The organism is Streptomyces sp. NPDC033845 (genome assembly GCF_055576225.1).
Genome location: NZ_JBVIRI010000045.1, coordinates 1 through 16564, shown reverse-complemented (window position 1 = coordinate 16564; position 16564 = coordinate 1). Strand labels below are relative to the sequence as shown.

Below are 16564 nucleotides of genomic sequence, written 5' to 3'. Positions count from 1 at the left end.
CGGCACCGCCCCGAACCTCACGGCGGCGCGGCTGTGGGTAAACGAACTCCAGAGCGACAGCGGCCCCGCCGCCTGATAACCCTGGCGCGCGCTCAGTCCGTGGCGCTGCGGGTCCGGCGCTGTCCGCGCTGGCAACATCGGCAACACCCTGGTCGCCCGCGGCGTCGGCTTCCCCCTGGGAGGCAGCGTCTACAACCTGGCCGACCCCATGTCCAGGATGTTCTTCAACATGCCTGCCGTTTTCGCCGAGTTCGAGGCCGACCTGCTGAAGATGCGCACCTGCGAGTGCATGGCCGTTTCCCGCGCCCGGTGGCAAACTCATGGGCCGCCAGCTCAAGGTGCCAGCATGCCGCGGCCGAACGCGTCCGCATGCACGCCACCGGCGACAATATGATCGCCGAACCGATGGAGGTGTTCTCCGTAGACCGCGCCACCGTATACCGCGTCCTGGAGCGCGCCAGTCACAGCCGGACAGGAGGAGCGGCATGAGACGCCGCGAGTCCGAGCTCGACCGGGACATAGCCGCCCTCTTGGCCGCCCGGGCCTTCACCGAGATCCGCCATCTAGCCGGGAGCACACCGCACGAATCGGGAGACAGCCCCGAAAAGACGATGGAACGCATCAGGGTCCTGGCCAACCTGGCCCACAACCTGCCTGGCGTCGCCCGCCCGCGTCCCTCCACGCCCTCCCGCCCGGGCGCGAGCCCCGGTAGCTGGCAGCAGGCGACCGCCGCACGGCCGATGACCGGGGTCTGGCACACCGCCGGCCCGAAAGGGCAGGCATGGCTGCTGCGCCACATCGAACAAGCCGGACGGACCTGGACGCCACCCCCGCCCCTGCCCGAGCGTCGTAAGGGGCCGTCGCCGATGACACCGCGCCAGTGGGCCGGATTCCTGCTCGGGCGCTGGCCCGTCAGGACCCCCGCCGGCCGCCGGCCGCTGCCCGCGGAGGCCAACGTCCTTAAGGCCCTCGACACCGCGACGGTCTGCGCGCTGCACGACGAGGCCCGACGGCTCCGGCTCGGCCTGGGCGGTGGAGCACCGTGGCTCCGGGCCCACCTGGACCCTGACGGCGACCACTACCTGCTGCCCGACCCGGCGTCGTACTACTGGCCCGGCACCCCCCTCAACGACGCCGAGGTCGGCTGGTGGCAGTGCACCGCACTGCTGCGCATGCGCGACGGAGAGCAGGTCAGCAGCATCGTCGCCGTTCTCCCGCAGACCTTCACGGCACTGCCCTCGACGCTGCCCCGGCGGCAACAACTTCGCCTTGCACACCGCGCCCGATCCACCGAACGCGACGCCTACCTCTGGGGCCGGGACCACAAGGCCGAGTGCACCCCGGAATTCTGCGGTTACGTCCCCGAAGCAACCAACAACCCACCGACGACAACATGACGACCGCCAGCGACGACGGCAGCGGGCTTGACGCTCGACTGCGGCACGAGGTGACTGATCACAGCCCTGGCTACTGCGAGCTGATGGCGATTCCTGGAAACGACCAGGGCTGCTCCTCGCCCCACTTGATCCGGTTCTCAAGGGATTGGTGGCGGCCGTCCTTGGGTCTGCAGCGTAAGAGTCGCAGCAGGGCCTCGTTGCGGACCTCGGGGTCTCGATCCGATGCCAGGGTTCGCAGTTGTGTGACCAGTTCGTCGCCGTGGTGTCCGGCCGCCCAGTGTGGATCACCGTCAAGTTCCGCGGCAAGCTGATCAGCGGCTCCCTCGTCGGGCGCCGCCGCTCGGGCTGCCAACACCTACTGGTCTGCGCGGCGGAGTTGCTCGGCCTCTTCGTGGCGTCCGAGGTTGTCGTAGGTGGTTGCGAGGCGGGCGCGGGCGCGGAGGGTGTGGGGGTGATCGGGTCCGAGGAGGTGTTCGCGGCGGGTGAGGACGGCTTCTTCGAGGGGGGCGGCGTTCTCGTGCTGCCCGAGGTCGGTGCAGCTGGCGGCGAGGTTGGCGAGAGCGTGGAGCGTCTCGGGGTGATCGTGGCCGAGGACGAGCTGGTAGTCGTCGCGGACGGCCTGCCGAAGGGCTGCGGCTTCATGGTGTCGGCCGAGGCGGCTGTAGGTGGTGGCGAGGTTGGCCCGGGTGAGCAGTGTGTCGGGGTGGGTGGGGCCGAGGACGTGTTCGTAGTCGGCGCACAGGGCTTTCAAGGTGGCGGCGGCGTGGGAGTGCCAGCCGAGGCGGCTGTGGGTGGTGGCGAGGTTGGTTCGGGCGACGAGAGTGCGGGGGTGCGTGGGGCCGAAGACGGCCATGTGGTCGGAGAGCAGGGCTTCGCGGAGGTCGAGTGCCTCGCGGTGCCGGCCCAGGTCGCTGTAGGTGGTGGCGAGATGTGTGCGGGCGACGAGTACGTCGGGGTGGTCACCGGAGGATTCCTTCATTTCGGCGAGAGCGGCCTCCTCCAGTACGAGAGCGTCTTCGAAGCGCCCCATGTTGCTGTAGCTGGTCGCCAGGGCGATGCGGACGCGGAGGGCGAACTCGCGGTCGTCTTGGAGAAGGTCCTCGAAGGAGGCGTGGATGGCTTCCTGGAGGGTAAGAGCGTCCTGGTACCGGCCGAGATTGGCGGCGCTGGTGGCGAGGTTGCTTCGGGCGCGCAGGCTCTGCCGATCGTCCATCCCGAAGACGCGTTCGTGGTCGGTGAGGACGGATTCCTGCAGGGTGTGGGCTTCCTGGTAACGGCCGAGGTTGCCGTAGGCGATGGCCAGGTTGGCGTGGGCGGCCAGGGTTTCGGGGTGGTCTGGCCCGAGGGTGTCCGTGGCCTTGTCGGATACGGGTAGCCAGTAGGCGAGCGCGTCTTGGTGGAGTCCGCGGTAGGTGAGACTGAGACCGCAGCGGAAGATCACCGTATGGATGGCGTGCTGCCACAGGTGCCTCTCGCCGCAATCGCGCAGGGCCGCGGTGTTGGCGCGCATCACCTGAGCCAGCTCATGGCGGTTCTCAAGAGGCCACACTGCGGTCAGAGCGTCCGCTGCGGCGATGGCGAACACGGGTTGCTGGTCGGCGGGGGTGGTCTCGCGGACGGCTCGCGCGGTCAGCGCGTGCATACGGATACGGCGCTCCGTGCTGCCAGTGTGGGTGCAGAGCCCGTAGCGGCGAAGAGACCGCAGCCCCTGCACGACGTCAGCCGCCGTGACGGCTGGCGCATCCCTCTGGGCTCGTGCTGCCGTGAGGAATGCGAGGGCGGCCGGACTGGTCCAGAGGTCCTCTGGGTGTCCGTCGGCGTCCATGAGAGCGATGAGGCGGGCAAGGGGTTCAACGATTCCGGGGGGACCTGCCTGCCCGGCTGCCGCGAGGGAGAGCAGGAGCGCGGTGGTGACCGGGCGCTGGTAGCCCTCGGTGTCCGCCCACTGCGGCAGCACGTCCTCCAGCCGCAGAGCCTGATCGCCCAACCGCTCCAGATAGGTGGTGCAGGAGACGTCTTCGGCGAGGAGGTAGGCCGCAGCGTGCCCCAGGGCCAGAGGCAGGTAGCCGAGCCGTTGCGCGACCTCTGCTTCGCAGCCGTCCAGCAGGTGCCTGTAGCCATCACCGGACAGCCGTTCGCTCAGGTAGGCGCTGGCTTCGTCGGGGGTGTAGATGTCGATGTCGATGCGTGTGCGGCGGTTGCCGGTCAGCCGGGGGTCGTGCAGCCGGCTCGTGGCCAGGGTCCAGCCGACCCCTGGCCGGACCGGCGGCCACCACTGTCTGACGGCTTCCGGGTCGCTGACCCCGTCCAGGACAACGAACCACGACCGTGTGCAGGTGGCCAGCCACTCCAAGAACGCTTTCGCGTCCCGCTCGACGCCCTCACCAGCGGTACGGACGGCCCCGACTCGCAGTGCGGCCTGGGCATAGACGACCGCTGGAGAGGTGTCGCCGGCTGCTACCCACACCACCAGATCGGTTCCGGCCTGCTCGGCTTGGAGCACGCAGAGGGCGGCAAGCTGGGACTTACCCACCCCGCCCATCCCTGACAGGACTCCCGCCGAACGGGCTCCGGTAAGAACGGCCCCCTCGCCGGCCTTCCGGGCCGCGGCGATCAGCCTCTGTACGTCGAGTCGGTTTTGGAACGCGGAAGCCAGCTGGGGAGGAGTGCCGATCCGCAACGGCCACACCACATCCGCTACCGGCTCCGGCAACAGAACGTATTGAGTCGTCATGCTGACACTGGCGTTGGCGCCGATTGCGCTGGTGTGGATGTTGCCACCCGCCGCCACACCTTGCTCTGCCGCAGAAACCACCCCCGACTGGCCGGCGGACCCACCGGCGGCTCCGGGTTCCCGGCCCGGCCCTTTGCTGGCACAGGGGCGTGTGGACAGGCCGGGCTCCGGTGCGACACGAGGTTCCGCTACGGGCGCTGCGCTGCCCTGCCTCTTCCACGGCCAGCGAATGGTCATTGGACCTGGCTGCCGTCACCGACTGCGCTACCGGTGATGTTCCCGCCCGCCGCGACCCCGCCGGGCTCTGCCGTAACCGATCCACCCCCACCGGGACCACCAGGTGGTGCCGACGGTGAAACTGAGCTCCCCGACCGGATGACCTGGGAGCTAGGCCCCAGTGCGCTGTCGACGATGTTACCTCCCGCGGCGACCCCACCCTGTCCAGCCCGCACGTGCCCGCCACCGGCCGACACATTGCCCTGTCGTGTCAGAGAGACCACGGCGGTCACCAGTCCGGCCGCAGCTACACCCGCTCCGACCAGACTGGCGACCTTGTCACCAGCATCCAGATCAACGGCCAGAACCACGACCAGCAGCCCCACCACGATCACGCCACTGACCGCCACGGCAGTCCACACAGCCCAACGCCCCGAACCCGCCACCGCAATCCCTCCGGCCACCGGTCACGACAAACGTAACCGCCCCTCTCCGCAGGCTAATAGGCGCCCACCGAAACCGGACCGTGTTCTACCGACGTCGGCCGGTCCGCCACCCCGCGCCGTCGTTCTGGTTTGGTCGAGCCTGGGCGATCAGGTGCCTGGTGACGGAGAGGGGGCCAGGGACACCAGTGAAGAAGGCGGCGGAGAACAAGACCACCGTCAAGAAGGCGACCTCCCGGAGCAAGCCCCGCAGATCCTGACCCCGTCCCTGGCCGCCCCGCAGGATCCTGCCGTGCCGTCGGTGAGCAGGTCACCTGCCGTAGGTGCCGTGGCACAGCTGGCTGACGGCCGGCCCCGTGATGCCGTGGAAGTCCCGGCACAGCTGCCGGAGCCGGCTGATCCCGTCCGGTCGGTGAACTCACCGGCCCGAGGTGAGTTCCCCCGGCGTACTCACCAGGGCCGGTGAGTTTCGCAGACACCGATGGCTGGTGAGTTCGCCTCCAGGACCTCACCGGGAAACTCCACCAGTGCAGGTCAGGAAGCGTGCGCCTGCCAACTCACCGACCCCGGGGGTCCGCTCCCCGCCCCCTCGCCCGGGGACGAGCCCGGAGGACGTGGACGGAATCCACTGGCGGCCCAGGACGACCGTGATGGCCCCGACCGACCTGGGGGGGTAGGAAGGTCGGGGCACTGGCCCAGACCCGTCGGGGGGTGACTGGCCGGGCAACAGCAGTATCGCCCTGCACCAGCACTGCCGCATCGCCTGACCTGCCATGGGGCAGCAGGAAGGCACGACACCGCGGCTCGCAACCGGCCAGTTGTCCGAGCCCAGCAGCTCACCCAGAAGCAACCCCACCAGTGAGCTCCCGGGAGGGCCGGGGCGCAGACGTTGCGGCGCGCGCGGTGTGCTTCGTCGGGCTATGGACGACCTCGGCCATGGCCCTGCGGATCGCTCCCGGTTCGGTGACCGCCAGTCGTCCGGACTGCGCCTGGTTGCCAGTGGGGAAGTCCTACTCGGTTGCGTGCACGTGGAACCAGTCCCCGGGGTGGACTCGCTGGTCACGGTAGAAGGCGGCGATAGCTTGGCCGCTCGCATTGTTGTGCGAGGTGGGGATGTTGCACCGTGCCCAGCCCTGCGAGCCGATGTTGACGGTCACCACCGGGGTGTTCGGCCAGGTGTTGGTGAGTGGGCAGTTCCCGGGAGGGAACGTTCGTGGGGCAAACGGTGTGCCGCTGGTGGTGGCTCCCTGCTGAGTCGAGCGGAAGGGGTACTCGTCGCATTGGTGGTCGGTGGGGCGCGGGTAGAGAGCTCCGCGCGGGCAGGCTCGGTCTCCGTTGCTGCGCGACTGTGACGGGTCCCAGAGCCGTTGGAGGTGGCTGGGCAGGCCGGTGTACAGGGCCCAGCCGACGTTGAGGGCGCTCCAGCCGAGGGCGGGGTCGCTGTAGCGGAGCACGATCATGGGGGCGAAGCCGGCGAAGACGCATCCAGCTACCGTGTTGGGGCCCGGTAGGGCGTGGTCGCAGCGCAGGGGTAGGGAGTACACATCATTCTCGATGACTGGGACCTCGCCGGAGGGTACGGAGAACTCCATGCCCATGCCTGCGACGGTGTCTCCCATGCTGCCGCGGGTGACCATGGTGGATTTCATGCCCATGTCCTTGCTGATGATCACGTCCTTGGTGATGTAGTCGATGGAGTTGAATGCCGTCGTGGTGCAGTTGCTTGCGCAGAATGGCTTCAATCGCAGGGTCATGCCGGCGTGGCCGGTGCCTGTGAACTTCCAGGGTGTGATGGAAACCTGGTAGGCGGAGTCGATGCCGTCGCCGTTGTAGACGTACGAGACGAAGTGGTACTCCATCGATCCCAGGGGCACGCCTCGGGTGTTGATGAGGTATACGGTGCCGGTCGTGATGAGGCATGCGTCGCGGCGCATCATCCACCACTGACCGTCCATGTGCTCAGGCTCGGTGCACCAGTTCGGAAGCGGTTGCGGTGCCCTCTTCGTAGAGGGCCCGTCCGTGGTCTTGTTGCGGGCCTTTTCCAGTGTCCGTTTCAAGGCCGTGCGGGCTTGCTGGCTCGGCGCGGTGCCCGTCTTGTGGCACATGATCGATTGACGCCCCTGGGCCTTCGCTGCGCGGGTCGCGGCGGCCAGGTTCTTGCATGTGTCCGAAGCGCCCGGGCCTGGTGCGGATACGGCGCCGCTGGACGGTGCTGGGCGGGGAGGCGGGGCCGATGCCAACGCGGGGCGCTCTGCAGTGGCCTCCTGAAACTCCGCTGGCTGTGCGGCCCATGCCGGGCCTGCCGTCAGCACCAGGAGAATCCCGGCAACGAAGACCGAGATGCGACTCTTACGCACGTGTATCTCCTCTTTCAGAGAGGGGAGTTGCGCATAACAGGACGCCAGGACGCTACCGGACTCGCCCCACCGGGACCGAGCCGCATTCCGGACACTCCGTCAGCCACGTCGGCAGCCCGGCGCAGCGCCACACCCGGGTGACGTGCCGGGTCGCGACCGAATCGCTCGGGCTCGGCAGTGGACCCAGCCCCTGGGCACAAGCCCGCCGCCGCACCGGCGGCCGGACCCGCGGCCGGAGTACCCGCCGCCCGGCCCGCCGCCCCCGTCCCGAACCCGTACGCCGTGCCCGCCGCGCCGCGGTTCGCCGCCGCCCCCATCCTGAGCGCGGCCGCCGCCGTCGGCTTCTGCCTCCATGTCTCTGGTGCCGTGCTCGCTGGCCGGTCCGCCTTGGCCGGAGGAGGGAGGTTTCCTGCTGCGGGCCATACTGCATGTCGTGAATCGTGAAGCCCTGGCCACTGTCCTGGAACGGCATGCGACTGATGCCGCCCATGGGGCTGCCCTGGCCTTGCGGGCCGGGGCAGCCTTCACGGTGTGGGAGAAGCTGAAGCCGGCCCACCACTACCTCGGCATCTACGCATGGCGGGCCGAATGCATGGCGCAGGACGGCGTCTCCACCTGCAAGGACTTCGAACAGGGGTTGCCGGATCTTCGGCGTGCGGGAGAGGATCCAGTCGCCTTGGGGCGAGTCGATACCGCCGAGGGCACCCACCTGGTGTTCCTGGCCGCCGATCTGAAGTCATGCGTTGCCGTGCTGTAGCAGCAGCGGCCGCCCGATCACACTTTGTTGAGACGGGACAGTGATTGCCCCGCAGATCGGGGACTGGCGGCGGCGGGCGAGGGGGCCTCACCGGTCCGGCCGCCTGCCTGGCTGGCCGGTGGCTGTGCGGCGGGCAGGCCTGCTTCAGGGGTGGTCCAGGACGGTGTGGGTTCCGATCCGCCTCCAGACGATGTGGGTCTCGCCGGTGAGGCGGGGGTTGCCGTAGGACCAGGTGCGCGTCCGTCGAGCGCCCAGGTCAGTTCGTAGACGCCGGGGTGGTCGGTGAGTCCCTTCACGCGCAGGCCGGGCTGGAATACGGGCCGGGGGGTGCGGAGGTCGGGGACGAAGCACTCCAGCACGGCCCGCCGGAACCGTCGGTACTGGGCGGGGGCGAGGCGGCGCAGGTCGTGGGTGAAGCGGGGCAGGGTCTCGTAGGTAGGCATCCAAGGCCTCCACAGGGAACGACGAAGCCTCCGGCCAAGGAGGGCCGGGGGCTGGACGGGATCGGGTGCTGCTGTACGCCGGTGGGTGCGGCCGGCTGGCCGGGATTGGCTCCGATGACGCTGGATGGGGTGCTCGGTGGTGGAACGGCGTGGCGCAAGGGGCTGCTTGGTGTCAACCGCCTCACCGCGGTGACGGTGCTCCGGGCCCTCCCCGCGCGTTGCCGGGGGCCGTGGACACGTTCGGGTACCTCGTGACGGTCGCGCTTGGGCGACCTCGTGCTCGTCCGGGCCTGGCAGCACACCGCACCGCCGACGACCACCTCGCAGGAGGGCTGGTGAGCGAGGGCCGGTGAGCCAGGGCCGGCCGGACCCCTGGGTTGCCGGTGGACCGGTGCCGGTGTGCTCTGGTGCGGTTCCGGCCGTACACCGGTGTCCGGTCTCCGTGAAGGTGGCGAGCGACCCGCTGATCATGGCGAGCCGGGGTGGACCTCGGTGGGCGTTACGGCTGGGCGTGTGGGTCGTTGAGGCTGTTATGGCTATGCGTGCACGTTCTCGGCTCTGTGTGATGTGTGGGACAGGTCTGCTCGGTGGGACGGCCTATCTGGTTGACGGTGCCCGGCGGCAGGGCCGTCGGGCACCAACTCGCTTCCTGATCTGCCAGTCCTGCTACGAACGGGGGTGTCCGGATCCGGAAACGGGTTTGACCCGGGCGGTCTCCACCCGGCAGACGCAGAGCGTGGAATGGAGGGCACTGGCCGGCCGCGGCACGGCCCTCCCGCCGCAGGCGTGCATCGCCGGGTGCGGCCTGGTCGTGGTGCGCGGGGCAGAGAAGACGATGCGGGGGGTGACGTGCTCGCGAGCGTGCCGGACCTCCGTCACGCGCAAACGTAACGGAGGCATCGGGTCGGGCCGCCCCTGCGGCGCCTGCGGCATGCCCGTTACGGCTGGGCGCGCGGATTCCGCGTACTGCACCGGGGCCTGCCGACAGAAGGCATACCGCACCCGGCGCGCCCTGCTGTCGGATCCCGTCCCGGAGCCGCACAACCCGCACGCTCAGCCGTAACGCCGTCCCGGGGTCCACCCCGGCTCGCCACAATCAGCGGGACGCTCCCCACCTTCCCGGAGACCGGACAACCGGATTCGGCGGCGCGGTGAACAGCGCCTCTGGGAGGGTGGGCGGATGAGGGAATCGAGCGGGTTCGTGGCGGTCGACGCGGCGGAGAGGCTGCCGGCCCGGGCCGCGCCCGTGGTGTTCGGCGAGGACGGCGTGGAGATGGCGGTCCTGCTTTTGGAGCTGCCCCCGATGGAGTACGTCGGGGTGGACGGCTCCTGGGCGGGCGCGCTGGCCCTGCTGGAGATGTCGGGCTTCGTGGACCTGGACGAGCCGGCGGAGAACTGGGCTGCGGCCGGGGCCGGGTGGCGGGTGGCGTGTACGCGGTCGGGGAGCCGGCTGGTGGTGCACCAGCCGGGCCCCGTCCCCTATTACGACGGGACCCTCACCTCCCTCACCGGCCGGGAGGGCCGGGACTGGCTGCGGATGTGCGAGGAGTCCGGCCGGGTCCTGGTCATGGCCGGTCCCGGTATCACGCTCGGCGACACCTCCAGCCATGTGGACCTGGACTCCGTGCGGGTCCTGGACGCCGAGTTCGAGGTGACCCCACCGGCTGACATCACCCAAGAGGGGTCGCCGCTGATGGGCGAGCAGCAGCCGGCGTCCGCTGAGCAGGCGGAGCCCATGGAGGCACTGCGACGGCAGATGACCGCTACCGAGGAGGCCTCCAACCAGCTGGCACAGGCGCTGCACGAGGCAGCCCGCCCGGAACGGGAAGGCGATCAGGCTTGACGGCGTCTACTCGCAGTCCAGCGTGCCCGTAGTACTGGGAGACTTCTATCATTTCAGCGGAATGTCCGTACCGGATCCCATCCAGATCCGTACGCAAGCTGCGATATGGCCGGAAACCCTCATCAAGGAAAACCCTGGGATATCGCGCTTCTGGCGGATCCCGACGTAAATTCGGAAGGGTAAACCTCAATGGCCGTAGCCTGGCTGATAGCTGTGTTCATCATGCTGTTTCTACCTGTACTGCCGTGGATCATCCTGCCGTTGAGGCAGCAGGCAGGAGTTGCAGTAGGAGCATCTGGATGCCTCCTCGGACTATTCCTGTGGATATCCGAAATCGGCGTAGGTAAGCCGTTCTCCGGACTTCTCATCCTCAGCAGTCTTGCCCGCGTGGCACTGGAACTCACGGGGAGCCTTGAGGACATGCGGGCGGAGTACCGCTCCAGGCGGGATGGCGAAGCTAACAGTTGAGCCACCCCGTAAGGCGGCCGGCGCCAGGCGCACTTCCGTCAACTGAAGGCGGACCTGGAATTCGTGCCAGTGGCCGCGCCCCACGGTCTCGGCCACTGGCAGGTCGTCATCAGGGCCGGAGGACCGACAGTGAAAGGCTCGGCGGGACTATGTCCGACGAGCTCGGCCAAGCCAGTGAGCCGCCGGCTTCCTGAACGGGTGCGGCCGGGTGCTGGGAGTCTGGGACGGTGAGTGCGAAGGAACCGATGTACCTTCCGCTGCCTCTATGACCACGTCGGCGCTTCCACCCACTCCAGGACGGCAGCATTCGGCCGGGCAGAATTGTGCCGGTATGAATCCACCGCCGTCTCCCGCAACCTCCAAGCCCCCTACGGCAGCAGGCCGTCGGCGGCCGCTGCGCAGCCGTGTCCGCCACGGCAGCCCGTCGTGTGCCGACTACGGCTGCATCCGGCCGGAGTGCCAGGCCGCGGCCCGGCGTACCCGTACCCGACGGGTGCAAGAGCGCAGGGCCGGCAGGCCCGCCCGGGTCCCCGCGCACGAGGCCGCCTCCGACGCAGGCCGGCTCCGGGAGGCCGGCCTTTCGGCAGGGGACATCGCCGTGGTCTCCGGGATCTCGGTCACCCTCATCCGGCGCCTTCTCCGGCCCGAAGCGGAGCGACCCGCCGCCATCCACCGGGCCACCGCGGAGGCCATCCTCGGCATCCCCGCACAAAGCGCTCCGCGACGAACCCGCCACCTGCCCGGACTGGTCCCCGCAGACAACGCGGCAACGCTCCTCCAAGGCCTCGCCGAACGGGGCTGGCCCACCAGCTTCCTCGCAGGCCGCCTCCAGACAAGCACCCAGAGCATCGCCGTGATCCGCGCCCGCCAACGCCCCCGCATCACCACCACCCTCGACCAGAAGATCCGGCGGGCCGCCACCCGCCTGATGGCCGACGACCCCGAAGACCACGGCATCCCCGCCCACCGCAGCCACCGCGCCCAGACCGCGGCGGCGACCCGGTCCCAAGCGATCGAGGACCGTGCCTAGCCCAGCCCGGAGCCTGTCCCAGGGCAGGCAGCCGATGAGCTCGGCTTCGTTCGGTCCGGTTGGAGCAGTGCAGCCTGCACGGTGAGGCTGTTCGTGGTGGCATCTTGGCCATGAAAGACCCGTTCTCCTCCTCCGAGGTGTCCACCCTGCTGTTCCCGACCGGGGTCGTGGACCGGGACGCCGCCCGCCGCGCGGTCGCCGACCGTGCCACCGACCGCGCCGACCTCATCCAGCTCCTCGACATGCTCGGACTGCGGCCCAGCGACGACCCGCCCGCCCCGGGGACAGCCGCCCCGCGGCCGGATGACGGCGCCGTAGGCGCGGCCGCCGACGCCCTGGCGTGATGCGCGGCGCGGCCGGCGAGGTGAGAGTGGGGCTGTGGTCGACTCCGCGGTAGTGAAGAGCGAGCTGTACGGGCTGCGCCCGCAGGAGTTCACCGCCGCCCGCAACGCCCTGGTCGCCAAGGTCCGCAAGGATGGGGACGCTGCCGGGGCGAAGGAGATCGCCGCGCTGAAGCGGCCCACTCTGGCGGTGTGGGCGGCCAACCTCCTGGCCCGCTCCGACCCCGCGCGGGCCCACCGGCTCTTGGAGCTGGGGGAGGGCCTGCGGCAGGCACACCGGCAATTGGCCGGGCCGCAGCTGCGCGAGCTCTCCCACCAGCAGCACCTGGTGACCGCCGCGATGGCCCGCCAGGCCCGCGCCCTGGCAGCCGAGGCCGGACAGCCGCTGACCGAGACGGTGCAAAACGAGGTCGAGCAGCTCCTCCACCTCCTGCTCGCCAATCCCGATGCCGCCGGCCAGTGGGAGCGCGGCGTCCTGACGGCGGCCCCGCCAAAGGCCGTCGGTTTCGCTGACCTGGAGACGGGATCCGGCGCGGTGTGTACGTCGAAGGCGAAGGCGGTCACCGGCGCGTCTGATCGGAACGACCGCCCGGTCTCCTCCGGCTCCGGCAAGGACGACACCGCGCGGAGGAAGGCGGAGGCCGCCGAAGCAGAGCGGGCCCGGGCGGCGGCGGAGGCCTCTGAAGCGGAGGCGCGGCGAGCGCGGGACGTACTCGCGGAGGCCGAGGCCGGCCTGGTCGAGGCCCGCACGGCAGTGGGACGCATCGAAGAAGAGGTCACTGAAACGCAGGAGCGCCTTGCTCAGGCGCGGAGGGCACATGTGCGCCTGAGCAAGGCGGCGGATACCGCCGCGCTCCGGCACCGGGAGGCGGCCCGGGAAGCGAAGGGAGCCCGGGCCGCAGCCGACCGGGCCCACAGGGACCTCGCCCGCCACTGAAGCGCTGCGTGGTCACGGCTCGATGCTGCACGTCGCGGGCCGTCCGGGGGACTGGGCGGTGCGGCGACTCGCCAACCAAAATCGAACAGGTTTACGATCCAAGGGTGAGTGAAAGCATCGCCTTCCCCCCGGACCTCCTCGCCCTCCAGGAACGCCTCCACCAGGCCCACGCCGAGTACCGGGCCCATGTAGCCGGTCTGCCATGGAGTGTGGAGCCGATGCTGGGCTGGCCGCGCGGCCAGCGGTACTCCCACCGCGGCGACGTCCCCGACAGCCCCGGCTGGACCGAAGAACAGAAGACGGCTGCGGACACCCTGTGGGCCGAGATCCGCGAGCTGGCCATCAAGGTCGCCGCGCACCATCACTGGGGGCGCTTCGAGAACGAGGACCTCGTGGAGGCTCGCATGGCCCTCAAGCGGCAGGCTCGGCCGGCCGCCGCCGAGGCGGCGTAGCCGGTCATGCCGGCCGCCTCAGAGATGCCGGCGTTACCACGCCATGCTGGGCATCGCCCAGCTGCAAAATCTTGCCCTGGCCTAGTGACCGATAGGGTCAACCCAGCTCAGCCACGTCAGAGCCAGCGGGCTTCGGGGGCCTCTGGTGACCGCACTCCAGCCGAGTTCCGCTGGCGTCAGTCACCGTGTACTCCAGGACAATCTTGGTCGGATCGCCGTCCTCATAGGGCCACACCGTGATGCCTCCCTCCCAGACAAGGGTGGAGAACCAGACGTCGATCCCCTCGGCTTCAGGCGCGACCGTAAAGACCTCCCCGGGCTTCAGGTAGAAGTCCTCACCGTACGGCTCGATGAACAGACAGAGATCGCCATTGCCCGCGTTCTCCACAGGCAGCCTGCTGCGTCCCACTCGTCCCCCCAAGACCGCCGCTCCGATGCGCCGCTCCACAGTATCCGCCTGTACCGGCCCGGCTGGGCTCAAGCAGCCCTGCGGTTCCAGGCCCGTTGCGGGACAGCCCTTAGTACTCCAGTGCGACTTTGTAGTTCCACGTCACGTCGCGCGTGTGGTGCTTACTGGGCGGTGGACTGTCCGATCGCACGCAGGACATCGGCGAGCCAGACCAGGTGGTGGCCCACGGCCCGGTTCGGGTCGGCGAGGAGGTCCTCAAGGTGCTGCCATGACTCGGAGAAGCGAAGGGCACATCGTCTGCCATGAGACCGGCCCCGACCACGGGCGCCCTGGCGCTGTCTGCGCGGGCTTCGCCGCCCACCCCGACGCGGAACGGTCCCTGGCCGTGCGCGTCGCCGCCACCGGCCGGACCCTCCTCCAGCAACCCGAGCAAACAGGCTGAACTCCGTGCCCTGGCCCCGGGCTGTCCGCGCCCACCGGGTGAGCTCCTGAGGGCGCGATCAACCCTTCCTGCCACGCGTCCCCTGCTCAGTCTGCCCGCGTGGAGGGAACGGGTTCGCTGGCACAATCACCGGATGACCAGCAATGACATCCGGTTCGACTGCCGGCACCATGGCGACGGCGGCCTGCTCGTCATCACTCCCCACATCGACGGGGCACCACTTACCGAGTTGATCGACGGGTTCGAGCTCGCGGCCGGGATGTACCCGGCAGGCGACGCCTACGGCGGGCTGATCCCCCAGTCCTTCCGGTTCGGCCCGATGCGGGACCACTTCCTGGGCCGGTCCACCCTTGTGACGGGTCCCAGGACACCGGTTCTCGGCTGCGAGTGCGGTGTGTGGGATTGCTGGCCCCTCATGGCCCGCATCACCGCGACAGCCGATCACGTGATCTGGGACTCCTTCGAACAGCCGCATCGCAAGACCCGCCAGTACACGGCGTTGGGTCCGTTCCGGTTCGACCGTGGCTCCTACGAGGACGCCTTGCGCACGCTGGACGCCGTGGCCGGCCCCGACGAGACGTGGTCCGCACCCGCTGGCAGTGAAGCGGGGACGGCCTCGTAGGCCGGCCGCACCGCCGCCCAGCAGGTTGGAGCCCCTGACCGGGAGCTGGACATTGTGAGGAGCGCCGCCGCGACGTCGTGGCCGCGCGGCCGGCAGGAGTCCCGGCTGGCTGATCTGGCCGTCGGGGCGGAGTTCGGTTGCACGGCCGCCCCGGTTCCCGGGGGCGGACGGGTCGTTGGGAAGGTCATGAGGATGCAGAGTGATCAGCCGGCCGCCACGGTGGCCGGCAGTGGGTTGGACGAGCGGGTGACGGTGGCGTGGGTGAGCTGCCGGGTCTGCTCCGGTGTGAGCGAGCTGGTGCGCGCCGACCGGCCGACGGCTCCGTTGATCGAAGCGGGGACGGCCCACGTCCGGCGGGTCCACCCCGGTGTGGCGGCGCCGGACGCGATCGTGCTGCACACCGGGGACGCCCGCGCGTTCGGCCGGTCCGACCTGCTGGATCCGCAAGCCTGGATCGAGGCGTTCAACCGGCACTGCCCAGGCGACCTGTAGCGCCTGGCGCCCCGGTGTCGCAGTGACCTCGAACTACGCGGAGTGCTGGCAGGTGAGGTGACGGCGTGCGTGTTCCCGGCCCGCCGTATTCGGTTGTGGGGGCGTTGCGCGTGTGCGGTGGTGGTCAAGGGCGCGGACCGTACGGGGCAAGGCCCGGGCCCGGGCCTTGCCCCTTCTGGCTATGACGACTTCTTTGGGAGTCGTTTGTCGAGCAGTTCGGGAGGCGTAGGGCTCGGGGTTGAGTGATCAACATCGTTGAGTTTTGATGTCGCTAGCGTGTGCGATCGAGGGCTGCGGTCTGCTTCATAATCCAGCTGTGGACATATCCGATGAGGGGCAGCCGCTCGATCCCGTCTGGCATGCGATCAACAACAACGTGTGTGGTGGCCTGTCAGGTGCCCCGAGTGCTTCGTTGGTGGCCAAACAGTTCATCGGGGCAGGCTGGACTTCCAGATCGGCGTCGTGGGAGTCGTATGAGGTCGAGACCAGCTGGTGCCGCATCGAGGTGGACCCGACCGAGGGCGACACTCTCCTGAACGGGGTCGTCGATCCTCAACGGTTCGAAGATCTGGCAGCACTACTGACCCGGTTCGGCCTGCGGTTCAGGCTTGAGCTCTATGACGATGAGGGAGGGCTGCTGAGGGAGATCGAAGCTGGAGCTCCGTCAGAGCCTCAGGACGCAGTCCCGCGGCCTCTCAGCCGGCTGCTCGCTCCGCTAGGGCTTTGGTCGCGGCGAGGCGGTAGGACTCGGTTCCGGTCTGGATGATGTTGCCGCCGAAGGTGAGCCGGTCGACGATGGCCGCGCAGAGCCGGGGATCGGTGAACGTCTTCGTCCAGCCGCCAAACGATTCGTTCGAGGCGATCGCCACGCTGTTCTTTTCCTCCCGTTCCGTCAAAACCTGGAAGAGGAGTTCGGCGCCGCGGCGGTCGAGTTCCATGTAGCCGAGTTCGTCGATGCAGAGCAGGTCAACGCGGCCGTAGCGGGCGATGGTCTTGGTCAGCTGCTTCTCGTCCGCGGCCTCGACGAGCTCGTTCACGAGTTTCGTGGCAAGGGTGTAGCGGACCCGGTGGCCCTTCATCGCGGCTTACTGAGGTTGAACTCGTGTTGTCGTAGGGGCTGACGCCTGGTCGTCCGCTGCGGTATCACCAGGGCATGCGGTATCCACAAGGGGGCGGGCTGA

At 69.3% G+C, this 16564-nt stretch carries 15 protein-coding genes and 1 pseudogene; 12 read left to right on the top strand and 4 right to left on the bottom strand.

What is annotated here, in order from left to right; all coding sequences use genetic code 11:
* Positions 1-136: 136 nt before the first annotated feature.
* Together ACZ50K_RS36705 and ACZ50K_RS36700 are read left to right on the top strand one after the other, a co-directional pair.
* Positions 137-394: a recombinase family protein gene (locus ACZ50K_RS36705; RefSeq protein ID WP_468911621.1), complete on the top strand. Its 258-nt coding sequence runs from the start codon at positions 137-139 to the stop codon at positions 392-394.
* Between the two features lie 91 nt (positions 395-485).
* Entirely contained in the window at positions 486-1397 is a 912-nt protein-coding gene (locus ACZ50K_RS36700; protein WP_468911618.1) for a hypothetical protein, read from the top strand.
* 355 nt (positions 1398-1752) lie between these two features.
* Here the strand turns inward: ACZ50K_RS36700 and fxsT are convergent, their stop codons facing one another.
* Together fxsT and ACZ50K_RS36690 are read right to left on the bottom strand one after the other, a co-directional pair.
* Positions 1753-4131 (bottom strand): FxSxx-COOH system tetratricopeptide repeat protein, encoded by a 2379-nt coding sequence (fxsT, locus tag ACZ50K_RS36695; RefSeq protein WP_468911616.1) that lies wholly within the window; start codon positions 4129-4131, stop codon positions 1753-1755.
* Positions 4132-5800: 1669 nt separating this feature from the next.
* Positions 5801-7147, bottom strand: coding sequence for a hypothetical protein (locus ACZ50K_RS36690; protein ID WP_468911613.1), 1347 nt, complete (start codon positions 7145-7147; stop codon positions 5801-5803).
* Between the two features lie 352 nt (positions 7148-7499).
* On the opposite strand from ACZ50K_RS36690, the gene ACZ50K_RS36685 reads away from it, so the two are divergent.
* From ACZ50K_RS36685 to ACZ50K_RS36655, 7 genes are all read left to right on the top strand, one after another.
* Positions 7500-7904: a hypothetical protein gene (locus ACZ50K_RS36685; RefSeq protein WP_468911611.1), complete on the top strand. Its 405-nt coding sequence runs from the start codon at positions 7500-7502 to the stop codon at positions 7902-7904.
* Positions 7905-9527: 1623 nt separating this feature from the next.
* On the top strand, positions 9528-10190 hold the full coding sequence (locus ACZ50K_RS36680) for a hypothetical protein (RefSeq protein ID WP_468911609.1): 663 nt from the start codon (positions 9528-9530) through the stop codon (positions 10188-10190).
* Positions 10191-10379: 189 nt separating this feature from the next.
* Positions 10380-10658, top strand: coding sequence for a hypothetical protein (locus ACZ50K_RS36675; protein WP_468911606.1), 279 nt, complete (start codon positions 10380-10382; stop codon positions 10656-10658).
* Between the two features lie 493 nt (positions 10659-11151).
* A complete protein-coding gene (locus ACZ50K_RS36670; protein WP_468911603.1) occupies positions 11152-11688 on the top strand; it encodes a hypothetical protein in 537 nt (178 codons plus the stop codon).
* 110 nt (positions 11689-11798) lie between these two features.
* Positions 11799-12032 carry a hypothetical protein gene (locus ACZ50K_RS36665; RefSeq protein WP_468911600.1) on the top strand — a complete coding sequence of 78 codons (234 nt, stop codon included), beginning with the start codon at positions 11799-11801 and terminating at the stop codon, positions 12030-12032.
* A gap of 34 nt (positions 12033-12066) precedes the next feature.
* The gene (locus tag ACZ50K_RS36660; RefSeq protein ID WP_468911597.1) at positions 12067-12966 is read left to right on the top strand and encodes a hypothetical protein; all 900 of its coding nucleotides are present in this window, start codon (positions 12067-12069) and stop codon (positions 12964-12966) included.
* Positions 12967-13070: 104 nt separating this feature from the next.
* Complete coding sequence (locus tag ACZ50K_RS36655) at positions 13071-13418, top strand: hypothetical protein (RefSeq protein ID WP_468911594.1); 348 nt, start codon at positions 13071-13073, stop codon at positions 13416-13418.
* 97 nt (positions 13419-13515) lie between these two features.
* Here ACZ50K_RS36655 and ACZ50K_RS36650 read toward each other — a convergent pair whose 3' ends face one another.
* Positions 13516-13866, bottom strand: a complete 351-nt coding sequence (locus ACZ50K_RS36650) for a hypothetical protein (RefSeq protein ID WP_468911592.1) — start codon at positions 13864-13866, stop codon at positions 13516-13518.
* 229 nt (positions 13867-14095) lie between these two features.
* On the opposite strand from ACZ50K_RS36650, the gene ACZ50K_RS36645 reads away from it, so the two are divergent.
* The 3 genes from ACZ50K_RS36645 to ACZ50K_RS36635 all read left to right on the top strand — a co-directional run bounded on the left by ACZ50K_RS36645 (position 14096) and on the right by ACZ50K_RS36635 (position 15383).
* Positions 14096-14269, top strand: coding sequence for a hypothetical protein (locus ACZ50K_RS36645; protein ID WP_468911590.1), 174 nt, complete (start codon positions 14096-14098; stop codon positions 14267-14269).
* Positions 14270-14402: 133 nt separating this feature from the next.
* Positions 14403-14891, top strand: coding sequence for a hypothetical protein (locus ACZ50K_RS36640; protein WP_468911587.1), 489 nt, complete (start codon positions 14403-14405; stop codon positions 14889-14891).
* Between the two features lie 192 nt (positions 14892-15083).
* Positions 15084-15383, top strand: a complete 300-nt coding sequence (locus ACZ50K_RS36635) for a hypothetical protein (RefSeq protein WP_468911584.1) — start codon at positions 15084-15086, stop codon at positions 15381-15383.
* A 695-nt stretch (positions 15384-16078) separates the two neighbouring features.
* On the opposite strand, the pseudogene ACZ50K_RS36630 reads toward ACZ50K_RS36635, so the two are convergent.
* A pseudogene (locus tag ACZ50K_RS36630) lies at positions 16079-16468 on the bottom strand (ATP-binding protein); the annotation flags it as partial.
* Positions 16469-16564 lie beyond the last annotated feature (96 nt).